General features: G+C 64.8%; 18 protein-coding genes and 1 pseudogene. 15 read left to right on the top strand and 4 right to left on the bottom strand.

Going from position 1 to position 23606, the window contains the following annotated elements; all coding sequences use genetic code 11:
• Positions 1 to 10 precede the first annotated feature (10 nt).
• From purE to LPA34_RS25730, 3 genes are all read left to right on the top strand, one after another.
• Positions 11 to 529 carry a 5-(carboxyamino)imidazole ribonucleotide mutase gene (gene purE / locus LPA34_RS25740; protein WP_228983725.1) on the top strand — a complete coding sequence of 173 codons (519 nt, stop codon included), beginning with the start codon at positions 11 to 13 and terminating at the stop codon, positions 527 to 529.
• 86 nt (positions 530 to 615) lie between these two features.
• Entirely contained in the window at positions 616 to 1812 is a 1197-nt protein-coding gene (locus LPA34_RS25735; RefSeq protein ID WP_228983723.1) for a 5-(carboxyamino)imidazole ribonucleotide synthase, read from the top strand.
• A gap of 13 nt (positions 1813 to 1825) precedes the next feature.
• On the top strand, positions 1826 to 2899 hold the full coding sequence (locus LPA34_RS25730) for an L-threonylcarbamoyladenylate synthase (protein ID WP_228983720.1): 1074 nt from the start codon (positions 1826 to 1828) through the stop codon (positions 2897 to 2899).
• A gap of 67 nt (positions 2900 to 2966) precedes the next feature.
• On the opposite strand, the gene LPA34_RS25725 is transcribed toward LPA34_RS25730, so the two are convergent.
• Positions 2967 to 4151, bottom strand: coding sequence for an SGNH/GDSL hydrolase family protein (locus LPA34_RS25725; protein ID WP_228983719.1), 1185 nt, complete (start codon positions 4149 to 4151; stop codon positions 2967 to 2969).
• A 170-nt stretch (positions 4152 to 4321) separates the two neighbouring features.
• Complete coding sequence (dacB, locus tag LPA34_RS25720) at positions 4322 to 5863, bottom strand: D-alanyl-D-alanine carboxypeptidase/D-alanyl-D-alanine endopeptidase (protein WP_228983747.1); 1542 nt, start codon at positions 5861 to 5863, stop codon at positions 4322 to 4324.
• Positions 5864 to 6310: 447 nt separating this feature from the next.
• On the opposite strand from dacB, the gene LPA34_RS25715 reads away from it, so the two are divergent.
• The 7 genes from LPA34_RS25715 to LPA34_RS25685 all read left to right on the top strand — a co-directional run bounded on the left by LPA34_RS25715 (position 6311) and on the right by LPA34_RS25685 (position 12869).
• The gene (locus LPA34_RS25715) at positions 6311 to 6973 is read left to right on the top strand and encodes a response regulator (protein ID WP_228983716.1); all 663 of its coding nucleotides are present in this window, start codon (positions 6311 to 6313) and stop codon (positions 6971 to 6973) included.
• Positions 6974 to 6977: 4 nt separating this feature from the next.
• Positions 6978 to 8279 carry an ATP-binding protein gene (locus LPA34_RS25710; protein WP_228983712.1) on the top strand — a complete coding sequence of 434 codons (1302 nt, stop codon included), beginning with the start codon at positions 6978 to 6980 and terminating at the stop codon, positions 8277 to 8279.
• 187 nt (positions 8280 to 8466) lie between these two features.
• Positions 8467 to 9963, top strand: coding sequence for a DegQ family serine endoprotease (locus LPA34_RS25705; RefSeq protein WP_228983711.1), 1497 nt, complete (start codon positions 8467 to 8469; stop codon positions 9961 to 9963).
• A 172-nt stretch (positions 9964 to 10135) separates the two neighbouring features.
• The gene (locus LPA34_RS25700) at positions 10136 to 10630 is read left to right on the top strand and encodes a carboxypeptidase regulatory-like domain-containing protein (protein WP_228983710.1); all 495 of its coding nucleotides are present in this window, start codon (positions 10136 to 10138) and stop codon (positions 10628 to 10630) included.
• Positions 10631 to 10935: 305 nt separating this feature from the next.
• Positions 10936 to 11313 (top strand): DUF427 domain-containing protein, encoded by a 378-nt coding sequence (locus tag LPA34_RS25695; protein WP_407672548.1) that lies wholly within the window; start codon positions 10936 to 10938, stop codon positions 11311 to 11313.
• 32 nt (positions 11314 to 11345) lie between these two features.
• Positions 11346 to 12092 (top strand): CoxG family protein, encoded by a 747-nt coding sequence (locus LPA34_RS25690; protein ID WP_228983709.1) that lies wholly within the window; start codon positions 11346 to 11348, stop codon positions 12090 to 12092.
• A 132-nt stretch (positions 12093 to 12224) separates the two neighbouring features.
• Positions 12225 to 12869 carry a cysteine hydrolase family protein gene (locus LPA34_RS25685; protein WP_228983707.1) on the top strand — a complete coding sequence of 215 codons (645 nt, stop codon included), beginning with the start codon at positions 12225 to 12227 and terminating at the stop codon, positions 12867 to 12869.
• Between the two features lie 101 nt (positions 12870 to 12970).
• On the opposite strand, the gene LPA34_RS25680 is transcribed toward LPA34_RS25685, so the two are convergent.
• Complete coding sequence (locus tag LPA34_RS25680) at positions 12971 to 13618, bottom strand: TetR family transcriptional regulator (RefSeq protein ID WP_228983704.1); 648 nt, start codon at positions 13616 to 13618, stop codon at positions 12971 to 12973.
• A 443-nt stretch (positions 13619 to 14061) separates the two neighbouring features.
• On the opposite strand from LPA34_RS25680, the gene LPA34_RS25675 reads away from it, so the two are divergent.
• Genes LPA34_RS25675 through LPA34_RS25665 form a run of 3 tightly spaced genes read left to right on the top strand, consistent with a single transcriptional unit; the run spans position 14062 to position 20041 of the window.
• Positions 14062 to 15294: an efflux RND transporter periplasmic adaptor subunit gene (locus tag LPA34_RS25675; protein WP_228983702.1), complete on the top strand. Its 1233-nt coding sequence runs from the start codon at positions 14062 to 14064 to the stop codon at positions 15292 to 15294.
• A gap of 15 nt (positions 15295 to 15309) precedes the next feature.
• The gene (locus tag LPA34_RS25670; protein ID WP_228983701.1) at positions 15310 to 18516 is read left to right on the top strand and encodes an efflux RND transporter permease subunit; all 3207 of its coding nucleotides are present in this window, start codon (positions 15310 to 15312) and stop codon (positions 18514 to 18516) included.
• A 1-nt stretch (position 18517) separates the two neighbouring features.
• Positions 18518 to 20041: an efflux transporter outer membrane subunit gene (locus LPA34_RS25665; protein WP_228983699.1), complete on the top strand. Its 1524-nt coding sequence runs from the start codon at positions 18518 to 18520 to the stop codon at positions 20039 to 20041.
• Positions 20042 to 20207: 166 nt separating this feature from the next.
• Here LPA34_RS25665 and LPA34_RS25660 read toward each other — a convergent pair whose 3' ends face one another.
• Positions 20208 to 21644, bottom strand: coding sequence for a nucleobase:cation symporter-2 family protein (locus LPA34_RS25660; RefSeq protein WP_228983697.1), 1437 nt, complete (start codon positions 21642 to 21644; stop codon positions 20208 to 20210).
• A 379-nt stretch (positions 21645 to 22023) separates the two neighbouring features.
• On the opposite strand from LPA34_RS25660, the gene LPA34_RS25655 reads away from it, so the two are divergent.
• Both LPA34_RS25655 and LPA34_RS25650 read left to right on the top strand, forming a co-directional pair.
• Positions 22024 to 23454 (top strand): xylulokinase, encoded by a 1431-nt coding sequence (locus tag LPA34_RS25655; RefSeq protein ID WP_228983696.1) that lies wholly within the window; start codon positions 22024 to 22026, stop codon positions 23452 to 23454.
• A gap of 67 nt (positions 23455 to 23521) precedes the next feature.
• Positions 23522 to 23606 (top strand): annotated as a pseudogene (locus LPA34_RS25650) (zinc-binding alcohol dehydrogenase); the annotation flags it as partial.

The raw sequence follows: 23606 nt of genomic DNA, 5'->3' as shown, positions 1-23606 counted from the left end.
AGTTCGTACGATGAGCGAAGCACAGACCGCCCACACGCACGCCGCGCCGCTCGTTGGCGTGCTGATGGGCTCCAGTTCCGATTGGGACATCATGAAACACGCTGTCGCGCTCCTTCAGGAGTTCGGCGTGCCCTACGAAGCGAAGGTCGTTTCGGCGCACCGTATGCCCGACGAGATGTTCGACTACGCGGAGCGTGCGCGCGAGCGCGGCCTGCGCGCGATCATCGCGGGTGCGGGCGGCGCCGCGCACCTGCCCGGCATGCTGGCCGCCAAGACCACGGTGCCGGTGCTGGGCGTGCCGGTCGCGAGCAAGTATCTGAAGGGCGTCGATTCGCTGCACTCGATCGTCCAGATGCCGAAGGGCGTGCCGGTCGCGACGTTTGCGATCGGCGAAGCCGGCGCGGCGAACGCGGCGCTTTTTGCTGTTTCGATCCTGAGCGTGAGCTCGCCTGAGTATGCGGACAAGCTTGCTGCATTCCGCGTGCGTCAGAACGAAGCTGCACATGCAATGGTATTGCCCGCGCTGTAAGCGCGAACCGATGTTTCCTGCCTGACCCCGGCCGTTGCGCATCAGATCCCTGGCTGCCTGCGCTGCGGCCGCTGCCGACCACTGAGATGAATTCAGATAACACACCGGTTTCACCGATTCTGCCTGGCGCCTGGCTGGGCATGGTCGGCGGCGGCCAGCTTGGCCGCATGTTCTGCTTTGCCGCACAGGCGATGGGGTATCGCGTCGCCGTGCTCGATCCGGACGAGAGCAGTCCGGCGGGCGCCGTCGCGGACCGGCATCTGCGCGCGGCGTACGACGACGAAGCGTCGCTGACCGAACTCGCCCGCCTCTGTGCGGCCGTTTCGACCGAGTTCGAGAACGTGCCCGCCGCGAGCCTCGATTTCCTCGCGCGTTATACGTTCGTCAGCCCGGCTGGCCGGTGTGTCGCGGTCGCCCAGGACCGCATTGCAGAGAAGCGTTTTATCGCCGCCGCGGGCGTGGCGGTCGCGCCGCATGTGGCGATCGAGTCGTCGGCCGCGCTCGAAGCGATCGAAGACGCGAAGCTCGAAGCCGTGCTGCCTGGTATTCTCAAGACAGCGCGGCTCGGTTACGACGGCAAGGGCCAGATTCGCGTGCGCAACGCCGGGGAAGTGCGCGAGGCGCATGCGTCGCTCGGTGGCGTGGCGTGTGTGCTGGAAAAACGGCTGCCGCTGAAGTTCGAGGTCTCGGCGCTGATCGCCCGCGGCGCGAACGGGACATCGGCGGTCTATCCGCTCGCGCAGAATACGCATCGCGACGGCGTGCTGTCGCACACGATCGTGCCGGCGCCGGACGCGAGCCCTTCGCTTGTCGAGCAGGCCCAGCAGGCCGCGTTGCAGATCGCCGCGAAGCTGGGTTACGTCGGCGTGCTGTGCGTCGAGTTTTTCATTCTGGAAGATGGCTCGCTGGTCGCGAACGAGATGGCGCCGCGTCCGCACAATTCAGGTCACTACACCGTCGACGCCTGCGCGACCAGCCAGTTCGAACAGCAGGTTCGGGCGATGACGGGCATGCCGCTCGGCGACACGCGCCAGCATTCACCGGCCGCGATGCTGAATATCCTCGGCGATGTCTGGTTCAAGGACGGTCCGAAGCGCGCCGCAGTCACGCCGCCCTGGCACGAAGTGGCGGCGATGCCGGCGGCGCGGCTGCATCTGTACGGCAAGGAAGAGGCGCGGCCGGGTCGCAAGATGGGCCACGTGAACTTCACCGCCGCGACGCTCGAAGAAGCACGCACGGCGGCGCGTGACTGTGCGCGCCTGTTGCACATCATCAAGAGCTGAGATCGCAGTCACGATGCTGGATCAACCGAAATCGCCGGATCAGGGCGTGCTGCCCGTCAGCGAGGCAGACATCGCGAACGCCGCGGCGTTGCTCGACGCGGGGGAACTCGTCGCGTTTCCGACGGAGACCGTCTATGGCCTCGGCGGCGATGCCGAAAGCGCGGATGCAGTCGCGCGTATTTACGCCGCGAAGGGACGGCCGGCGAATCACCCGGTCATCGTGCATCTCGCGCCAGGCGGCGATCCACGCTACTGGGTCGAGCACCTGCCTCCCGAAGCGCAACGGCTGATCGATGCGTTCTGGCCGGGTCCGCTCACGCTGATCCTGAAACGCGCGGCGCATATTCCGTCGGCGGTGAGTGGCGGGCAGGATTCGGTCGGGCTGCGTTGCCCGTCGCATCCGGTGGCACAGGCGCTGCTCGCCGCATTCAGCGCGCTGCGGGGTGGGCACGGTGGCGTCGCGGCGCCGTCGGCGAACCGGTTCGGTCATGTCAGTCCAACAACCGCGCAGCACGTGCGTGAGGAATTCGGTGATTCGATTCACGTGCTCGACGGCGGGTCGTCGGAAGTCGGCATCGAGTCGACGATTCTCGATCTTTCGCGTGGTTTTCCGGCGCTGCTGCGACCGGGCCGGGTAACGCCGCAGGATATCGCCGACGTGCTGGGCGAGATGCCGCGTCTTCCGGATGGTTCGGATGCCACGGCACCGCGCGCGTCGGGCACACTCAAGGCGCACTACGCGCCGCGCACGCCGCTCGCGCTGCTGCCGTTCGAAGCGCTGGAACCGATGCTCGAAGCACGTGCGACGGACGAGCGTGTGGCACTTGTCGCGCGAGTCTCGCGCGCCGGGAACTGGGCCGACGCTGACGGCGTGCATTTCGTCGCCGCGCCGGAAGATCCGCATGTTTACGCACGCGAACTGTACAGCCTGCTGCGGGCGCTGGATCGCGCGGACGTGTCGCGGATCCTGATCGAGAAGCTGCCGGATACGATCGAATGGATCGCGGTCAACGACCGGCTGGGCCGGGCCGCCGCGGCGTTCGAGGCGCAGGTCTGGACGCCCCGGTCCCACTCGTCGAACCAGTAAAAATGCCCGGCGCAACCGGGCCGGACATGATCGATCGGCAAGCGTGCCGATTGCTATTCCAGGACCATCACTTGCCGATGCCGTGCTGAGCGATTGCCTGCTCGACGGTCTGCGCGAACAGTGCATGCAGGTGCGTGGACGGATGGACTGAATCGGCAAACATGTACGTCTGATCCGCGCCGGCCACCGTGTAGGTTTGCGGCGAGCAGAACAGCGACGAACCAAACGAGCTGCCGAAGTCCGCGGCGGACTGACCCGGAGCGAGCACGCTCGGGTTTTGCTGGGCATAGGCCGTTGCCGACGCTTCCATCTTGCTCAGGGCACAACCCGTATCGGTGTTCGACACCGTGAAGCCCAGCGACTGGTAACTGGCGACCGACTGGTCGAGCCACGTGTACGCACTCACCAGAATCACCTGCGGGACATTGCCCAGATACTGTTTCAGCGCGTTGTTGTATGGCACGGTGAGCGAATCGAACAGCCCCTGGCCGGTCGGGCCGCTCTGCACACCTTCAGGCGTTGCCTTGAGATCGGGCACGTCGGACACGACCACGTGCGTCGCGCCCTTCGAAAGGATCAGTTGAACCGCGCCGACGAACTGCTGCGCGGCCAGGGTCATGCCGTCAGACGCTTGCTGCTGTGCCGCTGCCAGATCCGAGGGCTGGAGCGTGCCAGCCTGAACCGCCGCGGCCGTTTTCTGGATGACCGTGGCCCAGTAGAAAATGTCGTTCGCGCCGCCGTTGATCAGCACCAGCTGGTTCGCATTGAACGAGCCGTGTTGCGCGATGTATTGATTGACCTGGTCGGTGACCGGTACCGTGGTGGCCTGTGCGTAGGAAGGCAGTGGCGGGCTCGCATAGCCGATGCCCGGCTGCGTGCCGACGCGCGAACCACCCTGCGCATAACCCATGCCGCCCGTCGCGACCAGCGGCTGGCCGAAGCCGCCCTGGTTCGCGGCCGTTAGCGTATCGCCGTAGTACTCGGCAACCTTTTGCGTCCAGATTTCGCCCGGATTCGTCGTAAAACGGCCGCCGCCGAAATTGCCCTGAATGGCCGGCGCATACGTACCCACATCCGACAGGCTGTCGCCAAACGACACCACCTGCAGCTTCACACCGCCCGGCGGCGTGCTGCTCGCATTGTTGTCGCCGCCACCGCCACCGCAGGCGGCGAGCAATGCAAATGCCGCGCTCGCGATCGCGCACTGCGCGATCCGCGCGAATCCCCGATGTCCGATTTCGTTGTGCTTCATTTCGACTTCTTCTCCTCGAGCCCTGTCGTTGTCGTTTGATTGCATCGCGCGACGCAGGGCGGCGCGCGATGTGTGTCCTCGTGCGATTGTTTGAACCTGCGCGATGAACATTGTCCGACAGCGTACACGCTACCCGTGTAGGGGACGAACGGCTTCCGTAGAAGAATCCCTCAATGCCTGCCGCGCGAATGCGGGTTTTTCCTGGGCTTTGCACGGGGTGCGTCAGAGATATCTGACATCGGCCTGGACGGTCCCTGATAGATCCATTCCAGTAGTGCGTCGTGCGCGGCACGCGCGGCTTCGGCGTGCGGATCGTTGATGATGCTCACGACGACGTAGCTCGTGCCATCCGAAGAAGCCACATAGCCCGCGATCGCACGCACGTCGCGCAGCGTGCCGGTCTTGATGTGCGCGTTGCCGTTGACGGGCTGGCCGGTCAGGCGATTGCGCATCGTGCCGTCGACACCGGCAATCGGCAGTGAATCGACGAACACCTGGGCGACGGGGCTCGCGTTAGCCGACTGGAGGAGGTCCGCGAGCGAGATCGCCGGGATATGCTCATCCCGTGACAGACCCGAACCGTTTTCGAGCTGCAGATATTCGGTGGGCAGCGCGCTGCGATGCATGAACGTATCGATGGCGTCGACGGATTTTTCCGGCGTCGCGGGCGGCTTGTCGATCACCGCGCCGATCGTCAGGAACAGGTTGCGCGCCATCGTGTTGTTGCTGAACTTGTTGATGTCGCGAACGATGTCCGACAGCACGGGCCCGTGGTGAACGGCGACCTGTCTTGCCGTGACCGGCACGGCGCCTTCGCGTGTCGTGCCGTGGAACGTACCGCCGGTTTGCTGCCACAGCGCGAGAAAGCCGCCCGCGAAAAACGCGCTGTGGTCGAGCACGGCGACATTGACCGTGCGGTCGCCGCAGCGCACCGGGAAGTCGCCGCTAAACGTCGCGTTGACGGTGCCGTCCGGCATCGGCGTCACCGTCGGCGTAACGGCGGTCAGGTCGCCGCGGCACGGGCCGTTCGTCGCGCGCAGCTGGTTGTCGATCCGCAGTTGCGCGAGCGCGGGCAGCACGTCGATGGCAACGGTGCCGTCGGGCGAAGGCGACAACGAGAACGACAGCGACTTGAACGCGTACAGCAGCGGATCGGGGCCGACGTTGTACGGTGCGGTGGTGTCGTCGTCGAAGGGCGGCAGATCACGGGTCGACACATCGAAGAAACGCTTGTCGAGCACAAGCGCGCCGTCGATGCCGTTGATGCCCGAATTGCGGATCTTCTGCACGAGATCGATCAGTTCTTCAGGCACGAGCTTCGGGTCGCCGGTGCCCTGTATGTAGAGATCGCCGTGCAGCACGCCGTTGCCGTCAACGGTGCCATCCGCGAAAGCGCTCGTGCGCCAGCGATAGTCCGGGCCGAGAATCGAGAGGCCCGCGTAGGTCGTGACGAGCTTCATCGTCGAGGCGGGCATCATTGGTTTGCCCGCGTTGAGCGCGAGGATCGGCGTGCGGTCGCCGATCTTTTCGACGACCACGCTCACCGACGAAAGCGGCACGTGCGCGCGTGCGAGTCCGGCCATGACCGACGGCGGCAGCACCGTCGTGACGTTGACCGCGGGGTGCTTCGCCTTCGTGCGCGCGAAGGCGGGCGTGGGCGCCGCGACGCACGCGAGCGTCAGCCCGAGCACGGCGGCGCATGCGAAGCTCATGCGCGGCGAGCGGATGGTGCTTGCCACGCCCACGGCAGACGTCGGGCTTGCGCGCGACACGTGACGGAGGCCGGAACGCGAGACGGTCTCCGCTGCGCCCGGGCGGCATGACGTAGCGGTATCACGGGATGGAGCACGGCGCGGCGAAAGGCTGCGCGCAAATTCGAGGAGAAAAGCGGTCGTCATGCGAGAGAGTTGGGGTGAAGGCTTTTGTAAGGCTGTGTGTCGCGACATGCGGGCGGCCGGTCGAACAGCGAGCCGCGCGGCGTCGCGTAAAAGCGCTCATTGTAGAGACAAGCCGGGGTGCTGCGCGAAACGCCGGCATTACGCTGCCATCGCGACTGCTCGCGCTTCGCCCACGCGACGGAAGATAGAATGCGTGTTCACAAGGCGTGACTGAAACACAACTGAACCACGACCGAACCAGAAAACGTCAGGACGGGTGCCATGCGGATACTGCTTGTCGAAGATGACCGGATGATCGCGGAAGGCGTGCGCAAGGCGCTGCGCGGCGAAGGTTTTGCCGTCGACTGGGTGCAGGACGGCGAAGCCGCGCTCACCGCCGTCTCGGGCGAGCCCTACGATCTGGTGCTGCTCGACCTCGGCTTGCCGAAGCGCGACGGCCTCGACGTGTTGCGCACGCTGCGTTCGCGCGGCCTCGCGCTGCCGGTGCTGATCGTCACCGCGCGCGATGCCGTCGCCGATCGCGTCAAGGGCCTCGACGCGGGCGCGGACGACTACCTCGTCAAACCGTTCGATCTCGACGAACTCGGCGCGCGCATGCGCGCGTTGATCCGTCGCCAGTCGGGCCGTAGCGATTCGACGATCCGTCACGGTCTGCTCACGCTCGACCCGGCGTCGCATCAGGTCACGCTCGAAGGCGCGCCGGTTGCGCTTTCGGCACGTGAATTCGCACTGCTCGAAGCGCTGATCGCGCGTCCGGGCGCCGTGCTGTCGAAGAGCCAGCTCGAAGAAAAAATGTACGGATGGGGTGAGGAAATCGGCAGCAACACCGTCGAGGTCTATATTCATGCGCTGCGCAAGAAGCTCGGCGCGGATCTGATCCGCAACGTGCGCGGCCTCGGCTACATGCTCGCGAAGGAAGCCTGAACCGATGCGCTCGATTCGCCGTCAATTGCTCTTCTGGCTGCTCGCGATCGTGCTCACGGGCGTGTGCATCGCAGGCTGGCTCATCTATCGTCAGGCACTCGCCGAAGCGAACGAGCTCTTCGATTACCAGTTGCAGGAAATCGCCGGTGCATTGCCGTCAGAGTCGTTCTCGCAGGTGCTCGGCACACGCGATACCGGCGAGGAAGGCATCGTGCTTCAGATCTGGAATCGCAACGGCGTGCTGATGTATTACTCGACGCCGCGCGCGCCGCTTTCGCCGCGCGCCGAACTCGGGTTTTCGACGCAACGTACCGAGCGCGGCGACTGGCGTGTGTACGGCGCGATCGTCGGCGACAACGTCGTGCAGCTGGCGCAGCCGCTCTCGGTGCGAAACCGGCTCGCCGCGAACGTCGCGCTGCGAACGCTGTGGCCGCTGATCGTGCTGTTGCCGCTGCTCGGCGTTGCGGTGTGGGTCGTCGTCGGTCGCGGGCTGAAGCCGTTGCGGCGCGTGGCGGGCGCGCTCGACACGCGTCATCCCGAAGCGCTCGATCCGCTGCCTGACCAGCGTCTGCCGCTCGAAGTGCAACCGCTCGTGCGCGCGCTCAACGGACTGCTCGCGCGCCTTTCCGCCGCGCTCGATACGCAGAAAGCGTTCGTCGCCGACGCCGCGCATGAACTGCGCACGCCGCTCGCCGCCGTGCAGATCCAGACACAGCTTGTAGCCCGCGCGCGCGACGACGACACGCGTCACGAAGCGCTTGTCGATCTGCAGGCTGGCGTGACGCGCGCGACCCGTCTTGCGGAACAACTGCTCGCGCTCGCCCGCGCGGAACCCGATGGACACGCGGTGACGACTGCCTTCGATCTGCACGCGGTGCTCGACGAGTGCGTGGCGTCCCGCGTGCCGCTCGCGCAGCAGCGCAACATCGATCTCGGCATCGAGGCGACCACGCCGGCGTCGGTGACCGGCGAACCCGAAGCACTGCGCGTGATGCTCAACAACCTGCTCGACAACGCGACGAAATACACGCCAGAAGGCGGACGTGTCGACGTGAGCCTGAAGGTCGAGGAGGGACATCCCGTCGTGCGCATCGCGGATACCGGCCCGGGTATTCCTGTCGAAGAACGCGGCCGCGTGTTCGACCGTTTCTACCGCGTCGGCGCGGGTGTCGATCGTGTGCGCAGCGATATCGCGGGGAGCGGCCTTGGGCTTGCGATTGTCAGACGCATCGCGCTTCAGCATCACGCCGACGTGACGCTCGGCGAATCCGTTTCCGGCGGGCTGCTCGTGACAGTGCGGTTCTGACGGGCGCGTCTGGTCGACCGCGGTGCATGGGACCAGCGTAACGCGCATGGGGCCGGAGTAAGCGCTAAAGCGCGAACTCTGGTCGACAAAAAGGTTGTGCGGCCTTTTTCGAAATTAAGACTCCTTTAAGTGACGCCGCGTACGCTTCAAATCATTCAGAAGCGCACCTCTTTGTCAGGAGTACACGATGCAAGCGAAGACCCTCAAACGTAGCGCCGTCGCGATGGCGGTCGCAGTGGCACTGTCGGCGGGTTATGTGGCCGGTCACCGGAACGTGGCGCCGCCTGAAGTCATCGCGCCGGCGCAAGCTGCAATGATGCCCGCTGAAGCGGCCGCCAAAACCGGTATCCCGGATTTCTCCGGTCTCGTGGAAACCTACGGCCCGGCCGTCGTCAATATCAGCGCGAAGCACGTGGTTAAACACGTCGCGCAGCGCGGCGGCGGTAACGCCGGACAATTGCCGATCGACCCGTCCGATCCGTTCTACCAGTTCTACAAGCACTTTTTCGGTGGCATCCCCGGCGGCCCGGGCGCAGGCGGCGACGATCAGCCCGATGCGCCGAGCGCGAGCCTCGGTTCAGGCTTTATCGTCAGCAGCGATGGTTACATCCTCACCAACGCGCACGTCGTGGATGGCGCAAACGTCGTCACCGTCAAGCTGACCGACAAGCGCGAGTTCAAGGCGAAGGTCGTCGGCTCGGACAAGCAGTCGGACGTCGCCGTGCTGAAGATCGACGCGACCAGTCTGCCGACCGTGAAGATCGGCGATCCGCGCCAGAGCAAGGTCGGCCAGTGGGTGGTCGCGATCGGGTCGCCATACGGTTTCGACAACACGGTGACCTCGGGCATCATCAGCGCGAAATCGCGTTCGCTGCCGAACGAAAACTACACGCCGTTCATCCAGACCGACGTGCCGGTGAACCCGGGCAATTCGGGCGGCCCGCTCTTTAACCTGCAAGGCGAAGTGATCGGCATCAACTCGATGATCTATTCGCAGACGGGCGGCTTCCAGGGCCTGTCGTTCGCGATCCCGATCAACGAGGCCATCAAGGTCAAGGACGATCTCGTCAAGACCGGCCACGTGAGCCGCGGACGCCTCGGCGTCGCGGTGCAGTCGATGAACCAGACGCTCGCTGATTCGTTCGGCATGAAGACGCCGCAAGGCGCACTGGTGAGCTCGGTCGATGCGAGCGGCCCGGCGGCGAAGGCCGGTCTGCAGCCGGGCGATGTGATCCTGTCGGTCAACGGCTCGCCGGTGGAGGATTCGGCGGATCTGCCCTCGCAGGTCGCGAGCATGAAGCCGGGCACGGTTGCCGACGTGCAGGTATGGCGCAACAAGGCGACGAAGGACCTGAAGGTGACGATCGGCGCGCTGTCGGATGAGAAGGTGGCATCGGCGGATACGCCGGCGCAGGAGCAGGGGCGTCTGGGTGTTGCGGTCCGCCCGCTCACGCCGCAGGAAAAGAGCGGCGCGTCGCTGACGCATGGCCTGCTGGTGCAGCAGGCGGACGGTCCCGCCGCGAGCGCTGGCGTTCAGCCGGGCGACGTGATCCTCGCGGTCAACGGCAACCCGGTGACGACCGTCGACCAGTTGAAGCAGATGGTGAAAAAAGCCGGCAATAGCATTGCGCTGCTGATCCAGCGCGACGATGCGCAGATCTTTGTGCCAGTCGACCTCGGCTGATGTAAGAACTACCGTCGCCGGCTTTTTCTCCGGCTCGGCGGCCCGCCGGTCCATTGACTTTCGGGCCGCAGCCACATCGCGGCTGCGGTGTTTCAACCGCACCCGGATGTTTCCGGGCACGGAGCTTGCGGCCGACAGTTTTCAGCACGAACCATAACAAGGAGCGATGCACATGAAAACACAGTGTACTCAGCGAAGGATCCTCACCGCGGCGGTCGCGGTGGCCCTGACGCTCGGCACCGCGACCGGCGCGTTCGCACAGGCGAGCGGTACTACCGGCGGCACGACGACGGACACCACGAGTGCCGGCAACGCAAACGGTGGCGGCCTGCCGCAGATCCAGCAGCAGGGCGACGTGTCGTTTACGTCGGGCGGTGTCGGCCTGGATGAATCGAAGGCGTTGCGGGCTGCGCAAAGCCAGTGGCCGCTGTCGTTGCGCTTCACGGGTCCGGGCTCCGACTTCCTTGCCGATGTCGAGGTGAAGGTGGTCGATGCACACGGCGCCAGCGTGCTGGACACGAAGTCGCGCGGCCCCTATATGCTGGTCAGGCTGCGCCCGGGCCGCTACACGGTCCATGCCACCTACAAGGACCGCGAACAGAGCAAACCGGTTTCGGTGACGGGCAAGGGCACAGCGCGCGCGACGTTCTCCTGGAACACACAGTAACGTAGCGTTTTGTTGCGTTGCACAAACGTTGCATGGAAGTGCGCGAGGATACGCAAAGGCCGCGCAAGCCGCCGAAGTTTCGCCGATAATGAAGCCACGGGCACGCCCGTGGCTTTTTCGTTTCGAAGCCGCGCAGCCTGCCGGAAAACGCATGCGCGGCAAGCGGATCGGCGGCGGATAGCCGTGGTGCTAGCGCGGGTTTCCACCGCATCTCGGAGCTGGACATGATGGACGACGCCCCGGCAGGCAATGCAAGTCCCGACCCGGACGACGCTACCGGCAAACCGTCAGGCAAGGACCCGGGCTTGCCGGGCGCCGCGCACGGCAGCCAGGGCGGCGGTCATCGCGTCGACGTCGCCACCAACCGGCATCGTGTGCGGGTCATCCATCTCGGCGTGACCGTGGCCGATACGCAGGCGGCGCTGACCGTCTCCGAAACAGGCCTTCCGGACGTGTTCTATTTTCCGCGTGCCGACGTCAACATGGCGCGGCTTGACCGTTCCACGCACACCTCCCGATGTCCGTTCAAGGGCGAGGCGTCCTACTATCATCTGCTGACCGAAGAGGGCGTGGTCGAAAACGCCGTGTGGACGTACGAGACGCCCATCGAGGCCGTCCAGCAGATCAAGGGCTATCTGGCGTTTTACACATCGAAGGTGGACCGCATCGATCAGACGTCGTGATCGGGCAGTGAGAGGCTCATGGGGAGGCCGACATGGAACTGAACGACGCGTTGCGGATTCCGCTGGCACCATCGGATGTGTGGGAAGCGTTGCAGGATCTTGCGCTGTTGCGCGCGAGCCTCGACAACTGCGAGTCGTTTGCTCGCACGCCCGGCGGTGAATACGTACTGACGATGACGGTACCGCTCGGGCCGCTGCGCGCGCATTACGACGTTCGCGCGCATATCGTCAGTCCCGACGGCGTGGAGCCGGCAACCATGCACCGGATGCTCAACTTCAAGGCGCGCGCACAAGGAGTCGGCGCGCTGCGCGGGCAGATGGAAGTGCGGCTGCGCGCGGACGACCACTGGATCGTCGGCTCGAAACATCCGCATACACGCATCGACTATTCGGTCTGGGCGACGCTCACCGGGCCGCTCTCGCAATTGCCCGTCCGCCAGATCGAGAACGCGCTGCATGATCTCGCCGACACGTTTTTCACCGAGTTCTGCGAAGTCGTGCAGGCCAAGCACGGCATGAGGCCGAACCGCGTGCATGGCACACCGGCGCGGCGTCAGCATGTGTTCCTGCGGCCGGTCAACCTGAGCGCGCTGGCGCGCCGCGCGCGGCCGCATGACCACGGCGGCGCGCTTACCGGTCGCGCGGCGAGCACGATACTCGGTACGCGCGCGCATGACCATCAGCATGATCCGCATGCCGTGCCGAACTGGGCATGGGCGGGGATGATCTTCTTCGTTGCGGTGCTGCTGTATCTGGCGCGGTGGTTCAGCCAGAGTTAGCCGTTTCCCGCGGCGCGGCGGTTTTCACACCGCCGCTTTGCCCGGGGTATTTCGATTCGCGGCGAATAGCACAGTGACTGGCCACGTAACAGCGCGACTGGCGGCGAGCCATCGAGACAAAGGAGTGTTGCCATGACCACACCGCGCCGTGCCCTGATCGTTATCGACGTGCAGAACGAATACGTAACCGGCGACCTGCCGATCGAATATCCGCCGGTCGAAACTTCGCTCGCGAATATCGGCCGGGCGATCGATGCGGCGCATGCCGCTTCGGTGCCGGTGATTGTCGTGCAGAACCTGGCGCCGGCGACGTCGCCGATTTTCGCAACCGGCTCCGAGGGTGCCGCGCTGCATGCGGTGGTGACATCGCGCGGGTATGACCACCAGATCACGAAGTCGCTGCCGAGCGCCTTCGCCGGCACCGATCTGGCCGACTGGCTCACGCAGCATCAGATCGACACGTTGACCGTGACCGGCTACATGACGCACAACTGCGACGCGTCGACCATCAACCATGCCGTGCATGCCGGGCTGTCCGTCGAATTCCTGCACGACGCGACCGGTTCGGTGCCGTACGAGAACAGCGCGGGCTTCGCTAGCGCCGGGGATATTCATCGCGTGTTCTGCGTCGTGCTGCAGTCGCGCTTTGCGGCGGTGGCGAGCACGGATCAATGGATCGACGCACTATACGGCGGCAAGCCGCTCGGGCGCGGTTCGATCTACGCGTCGAACCAGAAAGCGCGTATCACGCAAGCTTCGGTGGCCGCTCCCTCGTAAATCTCGCGTCATTTGCAAGCTGTGGCGTCGCGCATGAAAAAGGCGGAAACCATGAAGTTTCCGCCTTTTGCATTCCGCCTCGCGCAGGACGCGACAGGCCTTCAACCGTTCGCGCCGCTTCTGCGTAGCGCGGGGCTGGTCCGCAGCGAATCGAACAGCGCATGGACCATCGATTCGGCATGTTCACCGTAATCGAACGCGCCAGGCAGAAACAGCATGTCGTGCAACGATCCGCTGATAAACGAGTGAATCATCGCAGTCGCGCGCGCCACGTCGAGATCGGCGGGCAACTGGCCTTTCGAGATCGCGTTGCGCAGGCCGCCCCTGATACTTTCCAGCCCATCGCGCATGTTGTTCTGGCAGCGCGCCATCACGGGGCCCATGTCCGCGACGAATTCGCATTTCATGAACAGGATGTCGAACACGCGCCGGCGGCGCGGATCGTTCGCCGTGTCGCGCAGACACACGATGCAGATATCGATCAGGCGCCCGACCGGATCGGGTTCCTCGGGATCGAGCGATGCAGCCTTCAGTTCGTCGAGCGGCAGCAGCACGCGGTCGAACATTTCCGTGAAGAGATCGCCTTTGTTCGCGAAATGCCAGTAGATTGCGCCGCGCGTTACACCGGCGGTCTGCGCGATATCCGCGAGCGACGTGCGCGATACGCCTTTTTCGAAAAAAACCTGTTCTGCGGCATCGAGGATGCCGTTGCGCGTCTCCTGCGCTTCTTCCTTGGTTCGGCGAACCATAACTGTCTGTCCTGCGTATGCGAGAGTGCGGGTTGTCCCGAATGTTATTAAGTGCGGCTGATGACAATCCATTCAATAGTCCGGCTATCTGGGAATTGATCTTGCCGCAACGGCACGCGAGACGTTGTAAACGGTCTTTTACGTGCAATCATGAATGTATATATAATAGCACCCCATCGATCGGATAGCCCAAGCCGTGTCGACCGGTTAATATCCGACACTGTTGTCTTTAAAAACGCTTGCGAATCGTCCGGAAGGGCGTCGCAGTGCGGCATTTCCCGGTTTGGCGCGCTTCTGTCAGGACTCCGCCCAGGTTGGCCAGGATTGCATGTGGAGTTGTCAGGGCTATCGATCAGGCGTCTAACGACGCATGTGTGCGCCGTCGTCCCCGGGGTAGGGATGCGCGCACTTTTTCATTCTCAGTCTTTGACAGAGGTCGCTCCATGCGCGTCGAACGGGTTCCATTCCGCTTAATCAGTGCCGCGACGGCTGCCGTAATTCTTGCAGCATGCGGTCAAAAACAATCAGCCCCTCCGCCTCAAACGCCTGAAGTCGGCGTCGTGACTGTCGAGCCACAGTCCGTCCCGGTCACCACCGAGTTGCCGGGCCGCACCAGCGCGTTTCTCGTCGCGGAAGTCCGCGCACGGGTGGACGGCATCGTGCTGCGCCGTGAATTCACGGAAGGCGCCGAGGTCAAGGCCGGCCAGCGTCTCTACAAGATCGATCCGGCACCGTATATCGCCGCGCTCGACAACGCGAAGGCCGCACTTGCCAAGGCGCAGGCGAACCTGGCCACGACCACCGCGCAGGCGAGCCGCTACAAGGTGCTCGTCGCGGCGAACGCGGTCAGCAAGCAGGATTACGACAACGCCGTGGCCGCGCAAGGGCAGGCCGCGGCAGACGTCGCCGCCGGCAAGGCCTCCGTGGAAACCGCGCAGATCAACCTCGGCTATACCGATGTCACGTCGCCGATCACGGGGCGCATCGGTATTTCGTCGGTCACGCCGGGCGCCTATGTACAGGCAAGCCAGGCCACGCTGCTATCGACTGTCCAGCAGCTCGATCCGGTCTACGTCAATCTGACGCAGTCGAGCCTCGACGGCCTGAAGCTGCGCCGCGAAATCCAGGAAGGCCGTCTGAAGACGAGCGGCATCAACGCCGCCAAGGTCACGCTGCTGCTGGAAGACGGCCGCCCCTATTCGGAAACCGGCAAGCTGCAGTTCAGCGACGTGACGGTCGACCAGACCACCGGTTCGGTGACGATCCGCGCCATCTTCCAGAACAAGGACCGTGTGCTGCTGCCGGGCATGTTCGTGCGCGCGCGCATCGAGGAAGGCGTGAACGAAAAGGCGCTGCTGGTGCCGCAGATCGGCGTGACGCATGACCAGAAGGGCCAGCCGACGGCGCTCGTCGTGGGTCCGGACGACAAGGTGTCGCTGCGTCAGCTGGTGGCCTCCACCACGTACCAGTCGAACTGGGTCGTCGAAAGCGGGCTGAATCCGGGTGATCGCGTGATCGTGCAGGGCACGGAAAAGGTCCGTCCGGGCGCGACAGTGAAGCCGGTCGCCGCGCAACTGCCGGCCACCCCCGCCTCCGGCGCCACGGCTCAAGGCGCACCAGCGGCCAGCGGTGCGCAGACGGCTCAGGCTGCCTCTGCTGCATCGGGCGCGCAATAACAGGGAGCCCGTTTCATGGCAAAGTTCTTTATCGATCGCCCGATTTTTGCGTGGGTGATCGCCATTATCCTGATGCTCGCGGGTGTCGCGTCGATCTTCACGCTGCCGATCGCGCAATACCCGACCATCGCGCCGCCGGCCGTGCAGATCAGCGCAACGTACCCGGGCGCATCGGCGAAGACGGTTGAAAACACTGTCACGCAGGTGATCGAGCAGCAGATGAGTGGTCTCGACCACTTGCTGTACCTGTCGTCCACATCGGACGATTCGGGTACGGCCACGATCACGCTGACCTTCGCGGCCGGCACCAACCCCGACATCGCGCAGGTGCAGGTGCAGAACAAGCTGCAGCTCGCCACGCCGCTGTTGCCGCAGGTCGTCCAGCAGCTCGGCACCAAGGTGACGAAGTCCAGCAGCAGCTTCCTGCTGGTGATGGCGTTCGTCTCCGAAGACGGCAGCATGAACAAGTACGACCTGGCGAACTACGTCGCGTCGCACATTCAGGATCCGGTCAGCCGTCTTGACGGCGTGGGCACGGTGACGCTGTTCGGCTCGCAGTACGCGATGCGGATCTGGCTCGATGCGGGCAAGCTGACCAACTTCGGTCTCACGCCGGTCGATGTGCAGACCGCGCTGCTCGCGCAGAACGTGCAGGTGGCGGGCGGCTCGCTGGGCGGCACGCCTTCGGTGCCGGGTCAGGTGCTGCAGGCCACCATCACCGAGGCCACGTTGCTGCAGACGCCGGAGCAGTTCGGCAACGTGCTGCTGAAGGTGAACCAGGACGGCTCGCAGGTCCGTATCAAGGATGTCGCGCGCATCGAACTGGGTGGCGAAAACTACAACTTCGACACGAAGTACAACGGTCAGCCGACGGCCGGTTTCGGTATCCAGCTGGCGACCGGCGCGAACGCACTGGCAACGGCGAAAGAGGTGCGCGCGAAGGTCGACGAACTGTCGAAGTACTTCCCGAACGGCCTCGTCGTGAAGTACCCGTATGACACGACGCCGTTCGTGCGCCTGTCGATCGAGGAAGTGGTCAAGACGCTGCTCGAAGGTATCGTGCTGGTGTTCCTCGTCATGTACCTGTTCCTGCAGAACCTGCGCGCCACGCTGATCCCGACGATCGCCGTGCCGGTGGTGCTGCTGGGCACGTTCGCGATCATGGGGCTCGTCGGATTCTCGATCAACACGCTGTCGATGTTCGGGCTCGTGCTGGCAATCGGGCTGCTGGTGGACGATGCGATCGTGGTGGTGGAAAACGTCGAGCGGGTGATGGCCGAAGAAGGGCTGTCTCCACGCGACGCGACCCGCAAGGCGATGGACCAGATCACGGGCGCGCTGATTGGCGTCGCGCTCGTGCTGTCGGCGGTGTTCGTGCCGGTGGCGTTCTCGGGCGGCTCGGTCGGTGCGATTTACCGGCAGTTCTCGCTGACGATCGTGGCGGCGATGGTGCTGTCCGTGCTGGTCGCGTTGATTCTGACGCCGGCGCTGTGCGCGACGATCCTGAAGCCGATTCCGCAGGGCCATCACGAAGAGAAGAAGGGCTTCTTCGGCTGGTTCAATCGCACGTTCGACAAAAGCCGGGACAAATATCACGTTGGCGTTCACCACGTGATCAAGCGTTCGGGTCGCTGGCTCATCATCTATATGGTGGTGATCCTCGCGGTCGGCCTGCTGTTCGTGAAGCTGCCGAAGTCGTTCCTGCCAGACGAAGACCAGGGCACGATGTTCGTGCTGGTGCAGACGCCGTCAGGCTCGACGCAGGAAACGACGGCGCGGGCATTGAAGGACGTCTCCGACTACCTGCTGAGTAGCGAAAAGAGCATCGTCGACGCGACCTTCACGGTGAACGGCTTCAGCTTCGCCGGCCGCGGCCAGAACGCGGGTCTCGTGTTCGTGCGGATGAAGGACTACGGCGAGCGCCAGCATTCGGACCAGAAGGTGCAGGCGCTGGTCGGCCGGCTGTTCATGCACTTCGCTGGCTACAAGAACGCAACGGTGTACCCGGTGAATCCGCCGTCGATTCCGGAACTCGGCACGGCCGCGGGTTTCGACTTCGAACTGCAGGATCGTGCGGGTGTCGGCCACGAGGCGCTGATGGCCGCGCGCAACCAGCTGCTCGGCATGGCCGCGAAAGACCCGACGCTCGCGCAGGTGCGACCGAACGGCCTGAACGACACGCCGCAGTTCAAGGTGAACATCGACCACGAAAAGGCTGCGGCGCTGGGCGTGTCGTTGTCGACGATCGACCAGACGTTCTCGATCGCGTGGGCTTCGCAGTTCATCAACAACTTCCTCGACGTCGACAGCCGGATCAAGAAGGTGTACCTGCAGGGCGACGCGCCGTTCCGGATGACCCCGGAAAACCTGAACGACTGGTACGTGCGCAATTCCGCGGGCGGCATGGTGCCGTTCTCGGCGTTCGCGACCGGTACGTGGACGTACGGTTCGCCGAAGCTCGAGCGTTTCAACGGTATTTCCGCGGTGGAAATCCAGGGCGCGGCGGCGACGGGCAAGTCGACCGGTCAGGCGATGAATGCGATGGAAGCCATCGCGGCGAAGCTGCCGGCGGGTATCGGCTACGAATGGACTGGCCTGTCGTTCCAGGAACGTCAGTCGGGTTCGCAGGCGCCGATCCTGTACGCGATCTCGATCCTCGTCGTGTTCCTGTGTCTCGCGGCGTTGTATGAGAGCTGGTCGATTCCGTTCTCGGTGATCATGGTGGTGCCGCTCGGCGTGATCGGCGCACTGCTGGCGGCCACGCTGCGCGGGCTCGAAAACGACGTGTTCTTCCAGGTCGGTCTGTTGACCACGGTGGGACTCTCGGCGAAGAACGCGATTCTGATCGTGGAATTCGCCCGCGAGTTGCAGCAGTCCGAAGGCATGGGTCCGATCGAGGCAGCGCTGGAAGCCTCGCGTCTGCGGCTGCGTCCGATCCTGATGACGTCGCTTGCGTTCATTCTCGGCGTGTTGCCGCTCGCGATCAGTAACGGCGCGGGCTCGGCGAGCCAGCACGCGATCGGTACCGGCGTGATCGGCGGGATGCTGACGGCGACGTTCCTCGCCATCTTCATGATCCCGATGTTCTTCGTCGTGATCCGTGCGAAGTTCGGCGGCGAGAAGGAAGACCCGGATGCTGCGATGGAACACTACAACCAGCACCATCCGCACGATCCGGAAGGCGGCGCGGGTGGCAACGGCTCGGGCAAGGAAGGGCACTGAGATGCAAAAACATTCTTTGATTGCAGTCGCGGTGGCGTTCCTCGCCGCGGGTTGCACGATGGCGCCGAAGTACGAGCGCCCGGCCGCGCCCGTTTCGGACGGTTTTCCGGCGGGCGGGGTCTACTCGACGCAGCCCGGCGCGACCGATAACGGCACGCGTAGCGCGAACGGCCAGGCGGCCACGGATATCGGCTGGCGCGATTTCTTCACCGATCCGCGCCTGCAACGTCTGATCGAGATCGCGCTGAAGAACAATCGCGATCTGCGCGTTTCGGTGCTGAATATCGCGGCATCGCGTGCGCAATACCAGATCACGCGCGCCGAACTGTTCCCGACGCTGGACGCCTCGGCATCGCAGAGCAAACAGCGCACGCCGAGGGATCTGTCGATTTCCGGTATCCCGATCACGAACACGTATTCGGTCGGGCTGAATGCGTCGTGGGAAATCGACTTCTTCGGTCGTATCCAGAGCCTGAAGGATCAGGCGCTGGCGCAATATCTGGCGACGGCGCAGGCGCGCAAGGCGGCGGAAATCGCGCTGGTGTCCTCGGTGGCGGATCAGTATCTGACGCTGCTTTCCACTGACGACCTGCTCAAGGTGACGGAAGGCACGCTGAAGACGGCGCAGGATTCCTACAACATCACGAAGCTGCAGTTCGACACGGGCACGGGTTCCGAACTCGACCTGCGTCAGGCGCAGAGCGTGGTCGAGCAGGCGCAGGCCAACCTGCAGGTGCAGGCGCGTCTGCGGGCGCAGGCCGAAAATGCGCTGGTCCTGCTGGTGGGTGAACCGCTCCCGGCAGATTTGCCGCCGGGCCTGCCGCTCAACGACCAGAATCTCCTCACGGATATTCCGGCCGGTCTGCCGTCGGATCTGCTGCAGCGCCGTCCGGACATCATCGAAGCCGAGCAGAACCTGCTCGCGGCCAACGCGAATATCGGGGCGGCGCGCGCTGCGTTCTTCCCGCAGATTTCGCTGACCGGCAACTTCGGTACGTTGAGTCCGACGCTCGGCGGCCTCTTCAAGGCGGGTTCCGCGGCGTGGGCGTTCGCGCCGCAGATCACGCTGCCGATCTTCGAAGGTGGCGCGAACAAGGCGAATCTCGATCTCGCGAACGTGCAGAAGAACATCCAGATCGCGCAGTACGAAAAGGCGATCCAGACGGCCTTCCGCGAAGTCGCCGATGGTCTTGCCGCGCGTGGCACGTACGATCAGGAAATCGCCGCGCGTGAACGCAATACGTTCGCCGAGCAGCGTCGCTTCGATCTGTCGGACCTGCGCTACAAGAACGGCGTGGACAGCTATCTTTCCGTGCTGACCGCGCAGACCGATCTGTACACGGCGCAACAGACGCTGATCAGCGCGCGCCTGCAACGTCTGACAAACCTTGTCGATCTGTACCAGTTCCTGGGCGGCGGGTGGATCGAGCGGGCGGGTGAGCAGCCGCGTCCGGCCGATGCGCCCGTCGATTACGGTGCGGCCAGCGCGCCGGCAGCGGCTTCGGCGCCGTCGTCGGCGGGGTGAAGCGGGTGGGTTGACTGATCCGGCGGTCCGTTGCGGTTGCCGCCGGATCGCGAGTAGTAAGCAGCAAAAAAATGCCACGGGGAAAACCGTGGCATTTTCAATTCTGGCGTCGCTTCGTCGCTTCGTCGCTTCGTCGCTTCGCCACCGGTCGCGCGGTGCGGGCCTTTCAGTGCGCGTCCGCGGGGCGCGCCTCGAAGTCGCTCGCGACGTGCAGGGAATCGTCGCGTGACGGTAGTTCGGCTTGCGCGCGGCCGTCGAAGTCGTGGCCCGCGCGCCGGATGGCGTTCTTCGCCGCACGCTCGCCCTTCACGCCGTTGAAGATCAGGTTCAGCACGACCGCCGATACGGCCGCCAGCAGAATCCCGCTATGCAGCAGCGGCGAGAGCGCGGGTGGCAGCTTCGAGAAGAACTGCGGCGACACGACCGGCACGAGGCCAAGCCCGATGCTTACCGCGACGATGAAGAGGTTGTGGTGATTCTTCACGAAGTCGACCTTCGAGAGCACCTTGATGCCGTTCGCCGCGACCATCCCGAACATCACGATGCCGGCGCCGCCGAGCACGAATGCCGGCACCGATGCGACCACCTGCGCCATCTTCGGAAAGAGGCCGAGCAGCACGAGGATCACGCCGCCCATCGCGCAGACAAACCGGCTCTTCACGCCCGTCACGCCGATCAGCCCGACGTTCTGCGAGAACGACGTATGCGGAAACGAGTTGAAGATGCCGCCGAGCAACGTACCGAGCCCGTCGACGCGCAGGCCGCGCACCAGCGTCTTCTGGTCCACCGGCCGGTCGACCATGTCGCCGACCGCGAGAAACATGCCCGTCGATTCGATGAACGTGACGAACATCACGGTCACCATCGTCGCGATCGAGAGCGGATCGAAGTGCGGCAAGCCGAAGTGGAACGGCATGACGAAGCCGACCCACGGCGCGGCCGTCACGCCATCCATGTTGACGCGCCCGAGCAGCGCGGCGATCACGAAGCCCGCGACGATGCCGAGCAGCACGGAAATATTCGCGACAAAGCCCTTGCCGAACTTGTTGATCAGCAGGATCAGCATCAGCACGACAAACGACAGGCCCAGATAGACGGGATTGCCGTAATCCGGATTGCCGACGCCGCCGGCTGCCCAGTTGATGCCGACTTCCATCAGCGAGAGCCCGATCACCGAAATGACCACGCCGACCACGACGGGCGGAAAAAACCGCAGCAGCTTGCCGATCGCCGGCGCGAGCAGAATGCCGACAATACCGGCGGCGATCGTCGAGCCGAAAATATCGAGAATGCCGAGCGACGGATTGGTGCCGATCGCGACCATCGGACCGACGGCGGCGAACGTGCAGCCCATGATCACCGGCAGACGGATGCCGAAGATCCACAGGCCGAGCGTCTGGATCAGCGTGGCGATACCGCAGGAAAACAGGTCGGCGCTGATGAGAAACGCGATCTGGTCTTTTGGCAGCTTGAGGGCGCTGCCGATGATCAGCGGAACGGCGACCGCTCCGGCGTACATGACGAGCACATGCTGAATGCCCAGCGTCAGCAACTGGCCGGCGGGCAGTCGCTCGTCGCACGGGTGAACCGTGTTCGATTGCATTTTGTCTCTCTCCACATCTCGTTTTCGGAATGACTCCAAGGTAGGGGGAACGAAAAGATGCAACAAGACCACTGTGGCCTATTCCGGGCTTCGCGGCGATCATATGCGCGCGGTACATTTGAAAGCCGCGCGAAATGCGCGCTCGCCGCAAACCGGCGCTCAGGCCCGTGGGGCGGAGTACCGCGCGAAGGCGGCCGCCGAAGCCCCTGTGCCGCAATATGTGTGAAAATCGATGAAGCGTATTCGGTGCAGCGCATAGTGTGATTTCGACGCGCCCATTCGTGTGGCCGGGTTAACCCGCGATTTGCGGTTTTGACGTAGCGGATGCGTAGCGCGGAAACCCACCCGTTTTCTCCTCTTTTTCGACCTTTCCTCGCCCATGCGTTTTCTTGGCATCGACCTCGGCACCGGTTCACTGAAACTTTCGACCGTCGATGAAGCAGGGCGCGAACGTGCGACAGCGAGCGTCGCGTATGCGATCGCGACGCCGCACCCCGGCTGGGCGGAAATCTCCGTCGGCACATGGTGGCGCGCGCTCTGCGAAGCGGCGGCGAAGCTGCCCGCCGCCGAGCGCGACGACGTTCACGCGATCGGCTTTTCCGGGCAGATGCACGGCGTCGTGCTCACCGATGGAGAGGGCCGCGCGGTGCGCCCCGCGATGCTGTGGCCCGATACGCGCGCGCTGTCGCTGCTCGATGCGTGGCCCGAGCCACAGCCCAATCCTGTTGCGCCCGGCATGGCGGGCCCGCTGCTGCGCTGGATCATGCTGAACGAGCCGCGCACCGTGGAAGCCACGCGCTGGGCCTTGCAACCGAAAGACTGGCTGCGCGTTGCGCTGGGCGGCGCGTTCGTCAGCGATCCGTCCGATGCGTGCGCGACCGCGCTCGCCGATCCGGCCGGCGTCTGGGATCGCGCGCTGCTGGAGCGTCTCGGCGTGCCGCACGCATGGTTCGCGCCGCTCGCGCCTTCGTACGCGCCGGGCGGCGTGCTCTCCGAGGAAGCCGCGCGCGCGTTGGGCCTACGTGCCGGCATCACGCTCGCGACGGGCGCAGCCGATACACCGTGCGCCGCGTTCGGCAGCGGTCTTGCAAACGATGGCGACGCGCTACTCACCACCGGTAGCGGCGGCCAGATCGTCGTGCTCGCGACCGGCGAGCCGGCCGCCGCGCGCGGGCTGCATCGCTATCGCGCGGCAACCGGTCACTGGTACCGGATGGCGGCGATGCAGAACGTCGGCGTCGCGCTCGAAGCGGTGCGCGGCTGGCTGTCGTACGAATGGGCGGACGCCTATCGCGATGCCTTCGCCGAGGACGCCGCGCCCGGCCTCACGTTCCTTCCGTATCTCACCGGCGAACGCTCGCCGTGGCTCAACCCGTCGGCGCGGGGTGGCTGGCTCGGACTCGCGCTCGGTCATTCGCGCGGCACGATGATGCGGGCGGCGTTCGAAGGCGTCGCGTTTTCGTTGCGTGCGGGTCTCGACGCGATCCGCCGCAGCGGCGCCGAAGTGACGACGCTGCGGCTCGCGGGTGGCGGCTCCGTCGACGCGCGCTGGCGGCAGATGCTCGCCGACGCGCTCGATGTCGAGCTGCACGCGGTCGATTGTCCTGACGCGGCGGGGCGCGGTGCGGCGATACTGGGCGGTCTTGCGAGCGGTCACTGGCACGCGTCGGACCTGGCGTCGCTGGCGCCGGCGACAACCCGCGTCGCGGGCCCGCGGGACGATCGCGCGCTGGCCGCACGTTATGCGCGCTTCCTTGATCTTTACGCGCGCGTGGAGGAGTGGTTTCCTGCTTCCGCCGCGCCTGACTGAGTTTGCAACATGTCGATCGAACCTGAGCGTCGATCGCCGCATCCACCGACTTTAAGGAGCATTCACAATGAAGACCAAAGCAGCCATCGCATGGAAAGCGGGCGCACCGCTGACGATCGAGGAAGTCGATCTGGAAGGGCCGCGCGCGGGTG

This window comes from Paraburkholderia gardini, assembly GCF_907164575.1.
GTDB classification, from domain to species: domain Bacteria; phylum Pseudomonadota; class Gammaproteobacteria; order Burkholderiales; family Burkholderiaceae; genus Paraburkholderia; species Paraburkholderia gardini.
This window is presented reverse-complemented; position numbering and strand designations above follow the sequence as displayed.

Bases quoted from the DNA above. Each gene is read 5' to 3' on its own strand.
- LPA34_RS25680 (WP_228983704.1), bottom strand. From the start codon at position 13,618: ATGGTTCGCCGAACCAAGGAAGAAGCGCAGGAGACGCGCAACGGCATC.
- LPA34_RS25715 (WP_228983716.1), top strand. From the start codon at position 6,311: ATGCGGATACTGCTTGTCGAAGATGACCGGATGATCGCGGAAGGCGTG.
- LPA34_RS25655 (WP_228983696.1), top strand. From the start codon at position 22,024: ATGCGTTTTCTTGGCATCGACCTCGGCACCGGTTCACTGAAACTTTCG.
- LPA34_RS25725 (WP_228983719.1), bottom strand. From the start codon at position 4,151: ATGAAGCACAACGAAATCGGACATCGGGGATTCGCGCGGATCGCGCAG.
- LPA34_RS25705 (WP_228983711.1), top strand. From the start codon at position 8,467: ATGCAAGCGAAGACCCTCAAACGTAGCGCCGTCGCGATGGCGGTCGCA.
- LPA34_RS25735 (WP_228983723.1), top strand. From the start codon at position 616: ATGAATTCAGATAACACACCGGTTTCACCGATTCTGCCTGGCGCCTGG.
- LPA34_RS25665 (WP_228983699.1), top strand. From the start codon at position 18,518: ATGCAAAAACATTCTTTGATTGCAGTCGCGGTGGCGTTCCTCGCCGCG.
- LPA34_RS25670 (WP_228983701.1), top strand. From the start codon at position 15,310: ATGGCAAAGTTCTTTATCGATCGCCCGATTTTTGCGTGGGTGATCGCC.
- LPA34_RS25660 (WP_228983697.1), bottom strand. From the start codon at position 21,644: ATGCAATCGAACACGGTTCACCCGTGCGACGAGCGACTGCCCGCCGGC.
- LPA34_RS25690 (WP_228983709.1), top strand. From the start codon at position 11,346: ATGGAACTGAACGACGCGTTGCGGATTCCGCTGGCACCATCGGATGTG.
- LPA34_RS25675 (WP_228983702.1), top strand. From the start codon at position 14,062: ATGCGCGTCGAACGGGTTCCATTCCGCTTAATCAGTGCCGCGACGGCT.
- LPA34_RS25700 (WP_228983710.1), top strand. From the start codon at position 10,136: ATGAAAACACAGTGTACTCAGCGAAGGATCCTCACCGCGGCGGTCGCG.
- purE (WP_228983725.1), top strand. From the start codon at position 11: ATGAGCGAAGCACAGACCGCCCACACGCACGCCGCGCCGCTCGTTGGC.
- LPA34_RS25685 (WP_228983707.1), top strand. From the start codon at position 12,225: ATGACCACACCGCGCCGTGCCCTGATCGTTATCGACGTGCAGAACGAA.
- LPA34_RS25710 (WP_228983712.1), top strand. From the start codon at position 6,978: ATGCGCTCGATTCGCCGTCAATTGCTCTTCTGGCTGCTCGCGATCGTG.
- dacB (WP_228983747.1), bottom strand. From the start codon at position 5,863: ATGAGCTTCGCATGCGCCGCCGTGCTCGGGCTGACGCTCGCGTGCGTC.
- LPA34_RS25730 (WP_228983720.1), top strand. From the start codon at position 1,826: ATGCTGGATCAACCGAAATCGCCGGATCAGGGCGTGCTGCCCGTCAGC.